Here is a 13,395-nt window from a genome sequence, read left to right on the forward strand (position 1 = left end):
TGGTCTCGGCCGATTACTGCGACGTCTCCGGCACCGTGAAGCGCCGGTAATCATACTGGTCCACGCCCGCCGCCGCGTCCTCCTCGGCCAGCGCCAGCAGATGGGCGTGGAGCGGGGATTTGTGGCAGGCCGGATCGGTGGCGCTGGCATCGCCAGCGATCGCCATGGCCTGGCAGCGGCAGCCGCCCCAGTCCTTCTCCTTGCGCTCGCAGGACTGGCACAGCTCCGGCATCCAGTCCGTTCCGCGGAAGGCGTTGAAGGCCGGTGAGTCCAGCCAGATCTCGCTGAGCGAATGCTCAGCGACGTTCCAGAAATCGAGGCCGGGAATGGTCTCGGCGGCGTGGCACGGCAGGACCTTGCCGGACGGCGTGACGTTGAGCGACTGCCGGCCCCAGCCATTCATGCAGGGCTTGGGATATTTGGCATAATAATCCGGCACCACGGCGTCGATGGTCAGGATGCCGTCGAGGCGCACCCGTGCCTCGTCCACGATCTCCAGCGCCTTGAACACCTGCTCGCGCGTCGGCATCAGCGCGGCGCGGTTGCGCAGCGCCCAGCCGTAATATTGCGCGTGGGCGATCTCGATGCGCCGCGCGCCGAGCCGCTGCGCCAGTTCGAGAAAATCCGGGATCTGGTGGATATTGGCGCGGTGCACCACCGCGTTCACCGTGAGCGGCAGGCCGAGCCGGCGCACCTCGCGGGCGACGGCCAGCTTGCGCTCGAACGCGTCCTTCATGTTCGAGACATGGGCGGTCATCGCCGCGTCCGCGCCCTGGAAGGAGAGCTGCACATGGTCGACACCGGCATCGGCGAGGCTTTGCAGCCGCTCCGCGGTGACGCCGACGCCGGCGGTGATCAGGTTGGTGTAGAGCCCGACCTCCACGCAATGACGGATCATCGCCTCAAGATCGCGCCGCGCCGTCGGCTCGCCGCCGGACAGATGCACCTGAAGCACGCCGAGCTTCGCCGCCTCCTCGAACACCCGCAGCCAGGTCGCGGTGTCGAGTTCGACATTGCGCCGGTCGAGTTCGACCGGGTTCGAGCAATATGGGCATTGCAGGGGGCAGCGATGCGTCAGCTCGGCCAGCATGCCATAGGGCGCGGGCGGCTTGGGGCGCACCAGCGCCTTGGCCTGCCCGGCGAGATCCGCGAGCGAGGGGGTCGCGACGTTCATCCCGAAACCTCCACCATGCCCTTGTCGACGAGGCCCTTGAGGAAGTCGTCGACATCGGCCTCGACCCGTTCGCGCTCAACCGTGAACGCCTGGGCCAGTTCATCGACGATGCCGGCAATGCTGCGCTCGCCATCCACCCGGCGCAGGATTTCCACCGCGACCGGATCGGGATTGAGCACGCGCTCCGGCGCCAGCAGCACCCACTGGCCGCGCGCCTCGTCATGGCGCAGGCGGACGCCGCGCGCGAGCTTCGGGGTGCCGGTCGGTGCGAAATGCTGGCCCATTCAGGTCTCCCGCGGCGCGGAGGCGCCTGAGCCCTCCTTCGGCACGAACGCGCCGGGATAGGCCATCTTCGGATCGACATAAGCGAAATAGAGCGCATCGAGCTGCACCCACAGCACGTCGCACTTGAACTCCAGCGCGCGGATCGCCGCCTGCTGCTGCTCCGGCGTGCGGGCGTGCCGCTTCACATAATCGAGCGCGAAATCGGCATCGCGCGGCGCCTGCGTCAGGCGCTTGTCGAAATAGGCCAGCGTGTCCTTGGAGACGAAATCGTAATTGGCGAGCATCCCGGCCACCCGCTCGCCGATGATGCCCGGCGAGAACATCTCGGTGAGCGAGGAGGCGATCGCCTCCAAGAGGCTCTTGTCACGCACGAAATGCACATAGGCGTCGACCGCGAAACGCGTCGCCGGCAGCAGGCCCTGCAGCGAGGTCACGTAGTCGCGCGGAAGCCCGAGGCTGTCGGTGAGCGTGAGCCAGCGGGCGATGCCGCCCTCGCCTTCATGGTCGCCGTCATGATCGATGATGCGCTGGCGCCAGACCCGGCGCAGCTCGGCATCCTCCATCCGGGCGAGGACGGAGGAATCCTTCACCGGGATCATCGCCTGATAGTAATAGCGGTTTAGCGCCCAGGCCTGGACCTGACCGAAATCGAGCTTGCCGCCGTGCAGCAGCTTATGGAACGGGTGAAGGCTGTGATAGCGGCGGGTGCCGACATCGCGCAGGCGCGCTTCGAGTTCGGCAGGCGAGAGGAGCGTGGTCATAACACGATGTCCATTCCGTCTTCGGCGATTTCCCATCCCGCCCGGTTGGCCGCCAGCCGCTCGTCCGAGCCATCGATCAGCACCGGGTTGGTATTGTTGATGTGCACGTAGATCTTGCGGCCGACATTGAGCCCGGCGAAGGCGGCCATTGAGCCCTCCGCACCGTCCATGGACATGTGGCCCATGCGGCGGCCGGTCTTGGTGCCGACGCCGGCCAGCACCATCTCGTCATCGCGCCACAGCGTGCCGTCGAACAGCACGGCGTCGGCGCCGTCGATACGGGCACGCAGGGCGTCGGTCATGCGCGCGCAGCCGGGAATGAACAGCACCCGCGCCCCGCCCGCCCGCAGTTCGACGCCGATCGTCTGCTCGCCTTCGATCGCGGTCTGGACCTCGCCATGAGCGCGAATGTCGCCGCTTTCGAGATAAAGCGCGATCTTGCCGGGAACGGGGAAAATCTCGGCGACGACGCCCTCGACCAGATCGAAGGAGGTACCGAGTTCCACCGGCTTGCGGGCCACAACCTCCGGCGCCAGCACATCGAAGGCGGCGCTTGCCCGCAGCACGTCATGCACGGCGGGCGTGGCCAGCAACGTGAAAGGCTGCGCCTCCCTGAGGCTCAGCAGACCCGCCACATGATCGATATCGGCATTGGTCAGCAACACGGTTGCCACCGGGCTGTGGCGCAGGGCTTTCGGGTGCAGGGCCGGCAAGCCCTGGATCTGCGAAAGGATTTCCGGCGCGCAGTTCACCAGAGCCCAATTCCTGCCATCGGCGCTCACGGCCATGGAAGTTTGAGTCCGGCGGCGAACGCGCGGATCGTTCTCCCAGGCGAGTGCACATACTCGGCACCGGCAGTTCCACTGAGGATAGCCGCCGCCGGCAGCCGAGCCGAGCATGGCAAGACGAAGGCGGGGCGACGTGGTGAGCATTGAGATGCCGCGCGCGCCGGCCCGCCGTCAGTCGATCAGAAGTCCGCCGGATAGTAGGCGTTGACTTCCATGCCGACGCAGACTTCCACAATGCGAGGAGTATTCCAGGCCATTTCTTCCTCCTGACGTTCTTTGTCTCTTGATGATCTCATAAGAAGTTCATAAGAGAACAGTTGAATTAACGGCTTTTCACACCGCTAGACTAGTGTGGCTACTCTGGCCTGAATCGTCAAGAACGCCTCAAGGAATAGTGACAGGTCGACATTATACCAATATTGCAGTGCACTATTCGTCACGCGAATATTTGAAGTCATTCCGTCGGCGGCTCGAACATGAAGCCGCGGCCGCGCACGGTGACGATCATGTTGCCGCCCTCCGGCGTCACGTCCGCGAGCTTGTGCCGGAGGTAGCCGACATAGACGTCGACCACGTTCAGCGAGGCGCCGCCATGGCCGGCCCACAGGGCGGCGAAGATGTCCGGACGCGCCAGCGGCTCGCCGGCATGGCGCATCAGCAGCGCCAGCAGTTCGACCTCGCGCTCGGTGAAGCGCACGCGCGTGGCACCGGCCTGCACCTGGCGCGTGTCGAGATCGAGCGTGAGCGGGCCGACGGTGAGCGTGCGCGGCTCGCCATCCGCGCTGGAGCGCCGCAGCGCCTGCACCTTCACCCGCGCCAGCAATTCCTCGAAGGCGAAGGGCTTGACGATATAGTCGTCCGCCCCGGCCAGCAGCCCCTCGGTGCGCTCGTTCACGCTGGAGCGGGCGGAGAGCATGATGATCGGCGCGGTCTGGCCGCCGGCCCGCAGCGCCTTGCACACCTCGATCCCCGAGCGGCCGGGCAGCATGACATCGAGGATGATGGCCTCCAGCGCGGCGCCGTTCGCCGCCTTCAGCGCCTGTTCGCCATCGGCCACCAGTTCGACCTGGTAGCTCTCGGCCGCGAAGCCGCGCCGCAGCAGGGAGCCGATATCGGCGTCGTCCTCGACGATGAGAATAGTCACTGCGCGGCCTCCAGCGTCTCGTCCGGTACCGTGAGCGGCAGGCGGATGGTAACGCGCGTTCCCGCCGCGCCATCGGCCTCGCTGCCGGTCCGACTCTCGATCTCTATGGTTCCGCCATGACGGTCGACGATCCATTTGGCAAGGGCCAGCCCGATGCCGAAGCCGTTGCCCTCGCTCGTCTGCCCCGCCCCGCGCCAGAACCGTTCGAACACATGCGGCAATTCCTCCGGCGGAATGCCGCTGCCCTCGTCATTCACGCTGAGCACCACCTGACCGTCCTGCAGCCGGCCGGAGATGGTCACGCGGCTGCCGGGGGCGGAATGGCGCAGGGCGTTGGCGACCAGCCCATCCAGCGTCTGGCGGAGCCAGTCATGATCGCCATCGGCCACGAGGTCCTCGGGCGCATCGGTCTCAAGCGCCACGCCCGCCGCGCGCGCCACCGGGCGCATGCTCTCGCGCACCTCGTCGATCAGCCCGGCGACCGGGAACAGCGAGCGCTCCAGTTCGATCTGCCCGCTTTCGGAACGGGCGATACGCAGCAGGTCCTCGACGCGGCGATGCAGCTTGCGCGCACGGTTCTGGATCACCAGCAAGGCCGCGCGCATGTCGTCGGCTCGCGGCTCCGCCGGGCGCAGCGACACCTCGGCCTCGCCGAGAATCACGGTGAGCGGCGTGCGCAGCTCATGGCTCACATCGGTGAAAAATCGCCGGCGCGCGACATCGATCGAGGACAGCCGCACATTGGCGGCCCGCAGTTCCGCTGTGCGTGAATCGACGGTCTCCTGCAGGTGCCGCTGGTCCGCCACCAGCCGCGCCTCGCGGCGGGCCAGATGCGCGGCCATGCGGTTGAACCGCGCCATGGCAAGGCTCAGTTCGTCATGGCCGGTGACCAGAAGGCGGGTGTCGGAGCGCCCGCGCGCAATGGCCGAGGCGGCGGTGGCGACATCCGAGACACGGCGCAGCAGCGAGCGGGCGAGAAGCTGGTAGAGCGCGACCGCCAGAACGATCGCGGCGGCGACGCCCAGCAGCCCCCAGCGCATGGTGCGCACGCGCAGCGCCTCGACCTCGTCCTGCGCCGCCTGCGCCGCCATGCGCTCCTCTTCCATCGCATGGCCGAGCGGCGCGCCGAAGCCGGCGGCGAAGACATCGAGCGCGATTCGTACGCCGACCGCGGGATTGTCCTGCGTCAGCGCGGCCCGAACCTGACGGTCCATCACCTCGAACTGGGCGCGAAGCCGGGCGACGATGCGGCTGCGCGCGGCCATAAGCGTGCGCTGCTCCTCGTCGCCGAGCCGCATCACATCGGCGGCGAGCGTGGTCTCGAAACGCTCGAAGGCGATATCGGTGCGCTGGCGCGCGGCGTTCAGCCCGTCGCGGCCAAGCCCCCGCCCCTCCTGCGCGGCCTGCAACGCCACCAGCGCGTAATCGCCGATACGGCCGGAGACGGCGGACAGCAGGTCCAGCCGCTTCTGCGCGGACACCAGCCGGTCGAGCTGCAGGCTTGCCGCGCCGAGCGTGAACACCAGCAACCCCGCCGAGGCGGCCGTGACCAGCACGGCGACCACCAGCAGCAGCGCCATGCGCGCGCGCAGCGACGACAAAAACCGCGCGCGTAACGAAGACAGTAAGACGCGCCCCATGCGGGTAACTTCCCGAAGCTTTTCCTTTAGGAAGCGGGAATGATTTCACGTCTTCACCGCCTGCGCACGCCGCAGTGCAACAGGAGCGCGCTATAGCAGGGCCGCGCCGGGGAAAAGGCCGGTCAGATCTCGCGGCCGCCGGCGCCCGGCCGGCCACAGCGCCACTTGGTGACGCGCCATTTGGGATGGCTCTCGCTCCACTCGGCAATCACGGGGAGCGCACCCATCATGCACTGGACCGGAATCGTCGGCTGTTCAAGATTGACGGAAACGGCCTCCTCCCGGCAGGTGCCGGGATTGGTGATGAGGCAGATGGACAAAATCAATTCCATAACGGGTCCCTAAGGCGTGAGGACAGCCTGCCCGTGCGTTTCCCAATGCGTTCGGCCGAACGTCACTCTAACGCAAGAGGCAGCAATTTCCCCCTGGTCCGACCCTTAAGCGCAGTCCAAGCAAACGCAATGCCATATGCGCCCCCTGATTGCAGAAAAGCCGCCCGGCGCCGGCATCGGACCGCCCGGCGGAGCGCGGCCAAGGATTGAGCGCGGCCCGGCGAAAAAGGCTATTAATTAGCCATTGCCCGAATAGGTGCAGACCGCTTGCCGTTACGGACGGCTCCGACCGGGAGACCCGCGACAAAAGGCGGAAATGCCTGTCATGCACGGAAGATTCCCTTGCAGGCTAAGGCGAAGCGGCTCTAGTCTCTCACCCGTGACGTGTCTGGTCGAGCTATCGGGCCAACCGGTTTGGTGTTTCAAACGCTGCAACAAAGATAGCCGGGACATTCTGGGAGAGGGACGGTTCCTGTCTCTCGATTATGCAACCCGTTCGGGAGGAATTAGATGGCCAAGATCAATAAGGTAATGATCGGCGAGTCGCTGGTCGGCGACGGCAACGAGGTCGCCCACATCGACCTCATCATCGGACCGCGCGGCAGCGCGGCCGAGAGTGCCTTCGTCAATGCGCTCACCAACAACAAGGACGGCTTCACCTCGCTTCTCGCGGTGGTCACGCCGAACCTGCTCGCCAAGCCCAACACGATCCTGTTCAACAAGGTGACGATCAAGGACGCCCGTCAGGCCGTCCAGATGTTCGGCCCCGCCCAGTACGCCGTGGCCAAGGCCGTGGTGGACTGCGTTGCCGACGGCACCATCCCGGAAGACGAAGCCGACGACCTGTTCATCTCGGTCGGCGTGTTCATCCACTGGGAAGCGGCCGACGACGCCAAGATCCAGCAGTTCAACTATGAAGCGACCAAGGAAGCCCTCAAGCGCGCCGTGAACGGCGAGCCGAAGGTCAAGGACGTGGTCGCGCAGGCCTCCTCCGCCAAGCACCCCTTCGCCGCTTAGATCGGGGACAACCCTGGGCAGACAAAAGCTCCGCCCGCGGCCCAATATCCGAAGGGCCTGCTCCAGCGGTTGGCGGCGATCTTTCTGAACAAGTGACGGCGGCGGGTCCGCCTCGATATTCTCAGACGAAGGGCCACTCCCCTTCAGCCAGCCGACTTCAGAGCCCGGGGCCTCGCGCCTCGGGCTTTTTCATTCCAGCCTTCGGGACATCGCGCCTCAGGGCGCCGCCTTCTTCACCGTGCCGCGGCGAATGGCGTCGAAGCGCACCGCCGGGTCGACCGGCACATCCCTGGCGATGCGCGCCGGCGTGCCCTCCAGCGTCACGATCCGCGTCGCCACCTCCAGCGCCTCGCGCCGGTCATGGGTGACGAACATCACGGTCGCCGGGTGCCTCTCCAGCAGCGCGCGCAACAGTTCGCGCAGGCGGAACGCGTTGGCCTCGTCGAGCGAGACGAAGGGCTCGTCCATCAGCAGCAGGTCGGGGGCGATCACGAAGGCCCGCGCCAGCGCGACCCGCCGCTGCTGGCCGAGCGAGAGCCGCTCGGGATAGGCGCCGGCGAGATCGGCAAGCCCGACCTCCGCCAGCATCGCCAGCGCGCTCGCCCGCCCGGCCTCGCCCTCCGGCAAGGGCAGCGCGACATTCTCCAGCACGGTGCGCCACGGCAGCAGGCGCGGATTCTGGAAGGCATAGCCGATGCGCGGCTTGGTCCCCGAAAAGTTCACCCGCCCGGTAAACGCCGTGTCGAGGCCGGCGACGATGTTCAGCAGCGTGGTTTTGCCGAGGCCGGATGCGCCGAGCAGGACCAGGAACTCGCGGTCGCGCACCTCCAGCCGGAAGTCGCGGAACACCAGCCGCTCAGGACCGCCCGCGACGGCCGCAAAGCGCTTCTCGCGAATGTCGATGCGAATCTCGCTCATCGCCGCCACCGGTTCGCCCGCCGCTCCAGCGGCTGGATCAGCGCGATCTCGATGACCTGCACCACGGCGGTGAATGCCAGCGCATAGGCCAGCACCATCGGCACATCGAACATCTGGAACGCGGTCTGCAGCTCGAAGCCGACGCCGTTGGAGCGCCCGAGCAACTCCACCACCAGCACGATCTTCCAGGTCAGCGCGAGGCCGGAGCGGGCGCTGGCGGTGAAGAACGGGGCGAGTTGCGGCAGCACCACATGGCGCAGCGCGCGGGCGCGCGGCACGGCGAACACCCGCGCCATCTCGTCGAGGTCGCGCGAGAGTGCGGCGGCGCCCTCGCGCATGGTCACCGCGACATTGGGAATCTTGTTCACCGCCACCGCCGTGATCGCCGCCGCCTCGGTGAGGCCGAACCAGACATAGCAGAGGATGATGATCACCAGCGCCGGCAGGTTGAGCAGCACCAGAACCCACGGCCCGAACACCGCGTCCAGCTGTTTCGAACGTCCGAGAACGATGCCGATCACTGAACCGATCGCCATGGCGAGGAAGAAGCTCACCGCCACCCGCGCCAGCGTGATCGCGATGTTGCGCGGCAGCTCCCCGTCCGCCGAGGCGCGGATCATGGCGCGCACCACCTGCGGCGGTCCCGGCAGCAGCGGCGAGGCGACCAGCAGCGCCGCGACCTGCCACGCCAGTATCAGCGCCAGCAGCGAGCCGAGAGTCACCGCGAGACGCGCCGCTCCACTCACGCCCGCCTCACTCGCCGACCGGCATGAACAGGCCGCGATCATAGGCGGCATTGGGGCCGAGCAGCGCCGGCCCGCCGAGACTGGCGAGCACCTCGTAGAGCCGGGCGCAGGAGGCGCGCTCGGCCTCGCCGAAGCTGCCGGGAATGCCCGAGCGGTAATAATCGCGCAGCTTGACGAACTCCGCCTCGTCCGTCGCCTGCATCAGCGGGCGCACCGGCTCCCATGCCGCATCCGAGGTCGCGAGCACCTTGTTGGTCGCCGCCGCCGCGCGCAGGAAGGCGGCCAGCGCCGCGCCCTTCTCCCCCATGATCGCCCCGCGCCAGACGAAGCCGACCAGCGGGGGAACGGGCGCGATGCCCAGCCCCGTGATCACCTGCGTCATGTCCATGAGGCGAGCAAAGCCGCGCGCATCGAGCCGCGCCGCATAGGGCCAGAAGGTGAGCACCGCATCGACACGCTCGAGCGCCAGTTGCTCGCTCACCAGCGGCGCGGCACCGAACACCGGCTCGACGATGTCCGCCAGTTCGACGCCCAGCGTCGCCTTGGCATAGGCGCGCAGCAGCAGCCAGCTCTTGTCCAGCGGCCCGCCCGCGACGCCGATCTTGCGGCCCTTGAGGTCGCCGAGCGTCTTCACCGGCCCGCCCGGCGCCACCATCACCGCGCCGAGCGCGTTGGAAAACGGCGCGAACTGCATGCGCTCGCCATCATTGCGCCGGCGCATCGCCCACAGCCAGTCGGTGACGATGAGGTCGACATCGCCGGCCTGCAACGCGACGGTGGTGGCCTGCCCGGAGGCGAAATCCACGCTCTCGACGCTGAGCTTTTCCCGCGCGGCCTGCCCCTGCGCCGTCATCGCCGCCATCAGCCAGTTCAGCGTGCCGAATTTCAGCGCGCCGACCCGCAAGGAAAGAGCTGGCGCCTGCGCGTGCACCGGCGCGGCGACGCCGGAGAGCGCGCAGAGCGAGGCGGTCGCCAGCAGCGCGCGGCGTGAGAGCGTCACGGTCATCACGGCGCTCCCTTGCCGGTCATGGGCGGATCAAGCAGCCGGTTGCGCACCAGATAGGAGATGCCGCGCAGCCAGGCTTCATCGGTGTTGTTGCGAATATCGGCGCTGGCGGCGCGCAGCACCCGCCCGTCGGACACGTCGCGCACCTGGAAATTGATGTTGAGGATGAGGTTCGAGACCTTCTGCACCAGCCCGATCACCTCGATATCCGCGCCCAGATCCCGCGCAATGGCCAGCTCGCAGCCATTGCAGTTGCGCAGCGGCGACGCCTTGTCGAGGCGCGCGGCCTGCGGCGCGAGATCGACCACGGTATAGCCGGCCTGCGCCAGACGCTGGCGCAGATCCTGCGAAATCAGCGCGAGCCGCTTCGCCTCCTCGGGTTTGGGCCCGCGGATATCGGCCTCGGTGCTGGTGTCCAGCAGCTCGAAATCGAACACGGCGACGCGGGTTGCCGCCTGCGCGGCAGGGATCAAGCCGGCGGGAGCCAGCAGCAACAGGGCAAGGGCGGCGCGGGCTGCGAGGGCAGCCGCGCGGCGATGGCGGGTGATCATCTCGGGTCGCCTCCCGGCGGCGAACGTGTTGTCCGGCGGCTTGGCGCCGCTCTGGTAGGCGATCATAGCTGCCGGCCGGAACGCTGCAACTGATATCGATCACGTCCGCGTCATGAATACAGACAGTAAATCCTTAAATATAAAGGATAGACGCGCGTCTTATTAATTTCTTATGTTTTCTATTGTGTTGATACCAGAGTTTTATTTGGTACATTTCTTCCCGAGGAGGAAGCGGAAAGCTTCCCGACAAACAAAATCGCCTGGGATGAAATGCTGATGGGACTGAAAACGAACGCCGCCGGCGTGGCGCTGGCGTTTGTCTGCGCCTTTGGCACCGCACTGCCGGCGCTGGCGCAGAACGCAGCGCCGCCGCTTGGCCCGAAAGCCGCCGCCGTCATCGCTCCCGAGCAGACGTTCCGCATCGGCGTGGTGCGGCAGATTCCCGAGCCGCCGCCCTGGATCGCCCCGCTCCAGATGCCGCCCGACGATCTCGGCATCGCCGGCGCCGAACTCGGCATACGCGACAATCTCACCAGCGGCCGCTTCGTGAAGCTCGACTACAAGCTCAGCACCGAGGTCGTCCCGACTGGGGAGGACCCTTTGCCGGCAGTCGAGAAGCTGGTGGCGGACGGCAACAACTTCATCCTGCTGGATGTGCTGGCGAAGGATCTGGTGCGCATCGCCGATGCGGTTAAGGACAAGGATGTCATCCTGATCAATGTCGGCGCCACGGATGACGTGCTGCGCCAGCAGGACTGCCGGGCGAATGTGTTCCACATCGCCCCCAGCCGCGCCATGCTCACCGACGCGCTGGCGCAGTTCCTCGTGACCAAGCGCTGGCTGAACTGGTTCCTGATGACCGGCCGCACCGATGCGGACAAGCTCTATGCCGAGGCGCTGAAGCGTTCGGCGAAGAAGTTCGGCGCCAAGATCGTCGCGGAGAAGACCTGGGATTACGGCCCGGACGCCCGCGCCACCGCGCAGGCCGAGGTGCCGCGCGGCACCCAGGTCGGCGAGTACGACATGCTGGTGGTGGCGGACGAACTCGGCGAGTTCGGCGATATCCTGCCCTATAACACCTGGCTGTCGCGCCCCATTGCCGGGACGCAGGGTCTGATGCCGCTGTCCTGGCACCCGACCATGGAGAACTGGGGCGCCTCGCAACTCCAGAGCCGCTTCTTCAAGCAGCACAAGCGACTGATGCAGCCGCTGGATTTCCAGATGTGGGAAGGCGTGTTCTCCATCGGCTCGGCGAGCCTGAAGACGCGCTCCAGCGACCCGGCCAAGGTGAAGGCGCAGATGCTGGCGCCCGACTACGACCTGCCGGTGTTCAAGGGCGTCGCCGCCAGCTTCCGCCCATGGGACCAGCAATTGCGCCAGCCGATCCTGCTGACCCATGCCACCAACACGGTGACGCTCTCGCCGCAGTCCGGCTTCCTGCACCAGCGCACACCGCTCGACACGCTCGGCGTCGATCAGCCGGAAAGCGTCTGCAAACTGAATTAAATCAACGAGATAAATCAGAAACGCTCAGGAGGAACGAATGAAACGCCACCTCACGCTCTCCACCGGCCTTTTGGCGCTGGCGGGAGTGCTGATCGTCGACGCCGCCCCTGCCTTCGCGCAGGCCCGCGCCTTCGTCTCCAACGAGCGCGACCACACGATGAGCGTGATCGACATGGACACGCTCAAGGTGATCGACACCATAAAAACCGGACGCCGGCCGCGCGGCATCATCGCCAGCCCGGACGGCAAGCTGATCTATCTGTGCGCCTCCGACGACAACCGGGTCGAGGTCTACGACGCCAAGACGCTTAAGCTGGTCAAGACGCTGCGCTCGGGGCCGGACCCGGAGCTGTTCGTGCTGCACCCCTCCGGCAACCCGCTCTACATCGCCAATGAAGACGACAACATGGTCACGGTGGTGAATGTCGAGAACAACGATCTGATCGCGGAAATCCCGGTCGGCGTCGAGCCCGAGGGCATGGGTATCAGCCCGGACGGCAAGTTCATGGTGAACACCTCCGAGACCACCAACATGGCCCATGTGGTGGACACCGCGACCAACGAGATCATCGAGAACATCCTCGTCGATTCCCGCCCGCGCATCGCCGAGTTCTCGGCCGACGGCAAGCAGCTCTGGGTTTCGGCGGAAGTCGGCGGCACGGTGGCGGTGGTCGATCCGACCGATGGCTGGAAGATCATCAAGAAGATCAGCTTCAAGATCCCCGGCGTGAATGACGACGCCATCCAGCCGGTCGGCGTGCGCCTCACCAAGGACGGCTCCAAGGCCTTCATCGCGCTCGGCCCGGCGAATCGCGTGGCGGTGGTCGATGCCAAGACGCTGGAAGTCGAGAAGTACCTGCTAGTCGGCCAGCGCGTCTGGCAGCTCGGCTTCACGCCGGACGAGAAGTTCCTGATTTCGACCAACGGCAACTCGAACGACATCTCGATCATCGATGTCGCCAGCGAGAAGGTCACCAAATCCGTGCCCGTCGGCCGCCTGCCGTGGGGCGTGGTCGTGGTGCCGTGACGCCTGAAACTTCAACCAGACAAAACAATGTTCCGGGAGGACAACCAATGACGTACCGCACCACCGCCGCCCCCCTCGTCCGCACCCTCGTCGCCGCCGCTTTGCTGGCCGTCTCCGGCACCGCCTTCGCCGCCGGCGACCTGACGCTGAAGCCGACCGAGCTGAAGCCGCTGAAGGTCGGCCTCGGCGATGCCGGCTACGGCGTCTCGGAGAAGACCTACAATCTGGAGACCGGCAAGGCCTACAGCCTCGAAATATCCTCGACCGGCAAGAAGGAATGCGCCTGGCAGGCGCCCGCCTTCTTCCAGAGCATCTTCCTGCGCAAGGTCGAGGTCGAGGAGGTCGAGATCAAGGCGATCGGCCTCACCGAGATCGAGATGGAACAGGAAGGCGAGGCCGAGCTGTTCTTCGTGCCGCTCAAGCCGGGCACCTATCCCTGGTTCTGCAAGGGCATGGACGAGCGCGGCATGAAGGGCGAATTCGTGGTGAAGTGAGCCGCC

Annotated in this window: 16 protein-coding genes; 4 read left to right on the forward strand and 12 right to left on the reverse strand. The window is 66.5% G+C overall.

Annotated features, from left to right (window positions below; genetic code table 11):
• Nucleotides 1-13: 13 nt before the first annotated feature.
• The 8 genes from pqqE to MKI84_RS14820 form a co-directional block, all read right to left on the reverse strand.
• The gene (pqqE, locus tag MKI84_RS14785; protein ID WP_281063237.1) at nt 14-1,174 is read right to left on the reverse strand and encodes a pyrroloquinoline quinone biosynthesis protein PqqE; all 1,161 of its coding nucleotides are present in this window, start codon (nt 1,172-1,174) and stop codon (nt 14-16) included.
• On the reverse strand, nt 1,171-1,458 hold the full coding sequence (gene pqqD, locus MKI84_RS14790) for a pyrroloquinoline quinone biosynthesis peptide chaperone PqqD (RefSeq protein WP_241620706.1): 288 nt from the start codon (nt 1,456-1,458) through the stop codon (nt 1,171-1,173). Before pqqD ends, pqqE begins: the two co-directional genes overlap by 4 nt.
• The gene (pqqC, locus tag MKI84_RS14795; protein WP_241620709.1) at nt 1,459-2,220 is read right to left on the reverse strand and encodes a pyrroloquinoline-quinone synthase PqqC; all 762 of its coding nucleotides are present in this window, start codon (nt 2,218-2,220) and stop codon (nt 1,459-1,461) included.
• Nucleotides 2,217-3,152, reverse strand: a complete 936-nt coding sequence (pqqB, locus tag MKI84_RS14800; RefSeq protein ID WP_241620710.1) for a pyrroloquinoline quinone biosynthesis protein PqqB — start codon at nt 3,150-3,152, stop codon at nt 2,217-2,219. The genes pqqC and pqqB overlap by 4 nt, the downstream gene beginning before the upstream one ends.
• A gap of 35 nt (nt 3,153-3,187) precedes the next feature.
• On the reverse strand, nt 3,188-3,304 hold the full coding sequence (gene pqqA / locus MKI84_RS14805; RefSeq protein WP_342593642.1) for a pyrroloquinoline quinone precursor peptide PqqA: 117 nt from the start codon (nt 3,302-3,304) through the stop codon (nt 3,188-3,190).
• Between the two features lie 158 nt (nt 3,305-3,462).
• The gene (locus tag MKI84_RS14810) at nt 3,463-4,152 is read right to left on the reverse strand and encodes a response regulator transcription factor (protein ID WP_241620712.1); all 690 of its coding nucleotides are present in this window, start codon (nt 4,150-4,152) and stop codon (nt 3,463-3,465) included.
• Nucleotides 4,149-5,753: a sensor histidine kinase gene (locus MKI84_RS14815; protein ID WP_241620714.1), complete on the reverse strand. Its 1,605-nt coding sequence runs from the start codon at nt 5,751-5,753 to the stop codon at nt 4,149-4,151. Before MKI84_RS14815 ends, MKI84_RS14810 begins: the two co-directional genes overlap by 4 nt.
• A gap of 161 nt (nt 5,754-5,914) precedes the next feature.
• Nucleotides 5,915-6,124: a hypothetical protein gene (locus tag MKI84_RS14820; RefSeq protein WP_241620716.1), complete on the reverse strand. Its 210-nt coding sequence runs from the start codon at nt 6,122-6,124 to the stop codon at nt 5,915-5,917.
• Nucleotides 6,125-6,634: 510 nt separating this feature from the next.
• Between MKI84_RS14820 and fae the strand changes: the two genes are divergently transcribed.
• Nucleotides 6,635-7,141 (forward strand): formaldehyde-activating enzyme, encoded by a 507-nt coding sequence (gene fae / locus MKI84_RS14825; protein ID WP_241620718.1) that lies wholly within the window; start codon nt 6,635-6,637, stop codon nt 7,139-7,141.
• Nucleotides 7,142-7,357: 216 nt separating this feature from the next.
• Here fae and MKI84_RS14830 read toward each other — a convergent pair whose 3' ends face one another.
• The 4 genes from MKI84_RS14830 to MKI84_RS14845 are packed head-to-tail and all read right to left on the reverse strand — an operon-like array spanning nt 7,358 to nt 10,362.
• Nucleotides 7,358-8,059 (reverse strand): ABC transporter ATP-binding protein, encoded by a 702-nt coding sequence (locus tag MKI84_RS14830; protein ID WP_241620720.1) that lies wholly within the window; start codon nt 8,057-8,059, stop codon nt 7,358-7,360.
• Nucleotides 8,056-8,847, reverse strand: a complete 792-nt coding sequence (locus MKI84_RS14835) for an ABC transporter permease (RefSeq protein ID WP_425353849.1) — start codon at nt 8,845-8,847, stop codon at nt 8,056-8,058. Before MKI84_RS14835 ends, MKI84_RS14830 begins: the two co-directional genes overlap by 4 nt.
• Nucleotides 8,813-9,811 carry an ABC transporter substrate-binding protein gene (locus MKI84_RS14840; protein ID WP_241620724.1) on the reverse strand — a complete coding sequence of 333 codons (999 nt, stop codon included), beginning with the start codon at nt 9,809-9,811 and terminating at the stop codon, nt 8,813-8,815. Before MKI84_RS14840 ends, MKI84_RS14835 begins: the two co-directional genes overlap by 35 nt.
• A complete protein-coding gene (locus tag MKI84_RS14845) occupies nt 9,811-10,362 on the reverse strand; it encodes a DUF3280 domain-containing protein (RefSeq protein ID WP_241620726.1) in 552 nt (183 codons plus the stop codon). The genes MKI84_RS14840 and MKI84_RS14845 overlap by 1 nt, the downstream gene beginning before the upstream one ends.
• Nucleotides 10,363-10,638: 276 nt before the next feature.
• Between MKI84_RS14845 and MKI84_RS14850 the strand changes: the two genes are divergently transcribed.
• Genes MKI84_RS14850 through MKI84_RS14860 form a run of 3 tightly spaced genes read left to right on the forward strand, consistent with a single transcriptional unit; the run spans nt 10,639 to nt 13,389 of the window.
• Nucleotides 10,639-11,868, forward strand: a complete 1,230-nt coding sequence (locus tag MKI84_RS14850) for an ABC transporter substrate-binding protein (protein WP_241620728.1) — start codon at nt 10,639-10,641, stop codon at nt 11,866-11,868.
• Between the two features lie 37 nt (nt 11,869-11,905).
• Nucleotides 11,906-12,895 carry a PQQ-dependent catabolism-associated beta-propeller protein gene (locus MKI84_RS14855; RefSeq protein ID WP_241620730.1) on the forward strand — a complete coding sequence of 330 codons (990 nt, stop codon included), beginning with the start codon at nt 11,906-11,908 and terminating at the stop codon, nt 12,893-12,895.
• A gap of 47 nt (nt 12,896-12,942) precedes the next feature.
• Nucleotides 12,943-13,389, forward strand: a complete 447-nt coding sequence (locus MKI84_RS14860; protein WP_241620732.1) for a cupredoxin domain-containing protein — start codon at nt 12,943-12,945, stop codon at nt 13,387-13,389.
• Nucleotides 13,390-13,395 lie beyond the last annotated feature (6 nt).

This window comes from Ancylobacter gelatini, assembly GCF_022601675.1.
Lineage (GTDB): Bacteria > Pseudomonadota > Alphaproteobacteria > Rhizobiales > Xanthobacteraceae > Ancylobacter > Ancylobacter gelatini.

Coding starts and splice junctions, on each gene's coding strand:
- MKI84_RS14830 (WP_241620720.1), bottom strand. CDS start 8,059: ATGAGCGAGATTCGCATCGACATTCGCGAGAAGCGCTTTGCGGCCGTC.
- pqqE (WP_281063237.1), bottom strand. CDS start 1,174: ATGAACGTCGCGACCCCCTCGCTCGCGGATCTCGCCGGGCAGGCCAAG.
- pqqC (WP_241620709.1), bottom strand. CDS start 2,220: ATGACCACGCTCCTCTCGCCTGCCGAACTCGAAGCGCGCCTGCGCGAT.
- fae (WP_241620718.1), top strand. CDS start 6,635: ATGGCCAAGATCAATAAGGTAATGATCGGCGAGTCGCTGGTCGGCGAC.
- pqqB (WP_241620710.1), bottom strand. CDS start 3,152: ATGCTCACCACGTCGCCCCGCCTTCGTCTTGCCATGCTCGGCTCGGCT.
- MKI84_RS14845 (WP_241620726.1), bottom strand. CDS start 10,362: ATGATCACCCGCCATCGCCGCGCGGCTGCCCTCGCAGCCCGCGCCGCC.
- MKI84_RS14860 (WP_241620732.1), top strand. CDS start 12,943: ATGACGTACCGCACCACCGCCGCCCCCCTCGTCCGCACCCTCGTCGCC.
- MKI84_RS14820 (WP_241620716.1), bottom strand. CDS start 6,124: ATGGAATTGATTTTGTCCATCTGCCTCATCACCAATCCCGGCACCTGC.
- MKI84_RS14850 (WP_241620728.1), top strand. CDS start 10,639: ATGGGACTGAAAACGAACGCCGCCGGCGTGGCGCTGGCGTTTGTCTGC.
- pqqD (WP_241620706.1), bottom strand. CDS start 1,458: ATGGGCCAGCATTTCGCACCGACCGGCACCCCGAAGCTCGCGCGCGGC.
- MKI84_RS14855 (WP_241620730.1), top strand. CDS start 11,906: ATGAAACGCCACCTCACGCTCTCCACCGGCCTTTTGGCGCTGGCGGGA.
- pqqA (WP_342593642.1), bottom strand. CDS start 3,304: ATGAGATCATCAAGAGACAAAGAACGTCAGGAGGAAGAAATGGCCTGG.
- MKI84_RS14840 (WP_241620724.1), bottom strand. CDS start 9,811: ATGACCGTGACGCTCTCACGCCGCGCGCTGCTGGCGACCGCCTCGCTC.
- MKI84_RS14835 (WP_425353849.1), bottom strand. CDS start 8,847: ATGATCGCGGCCTGTTCATGCCGGTCGGCGAGTGAGGCGGGCGTGAGT.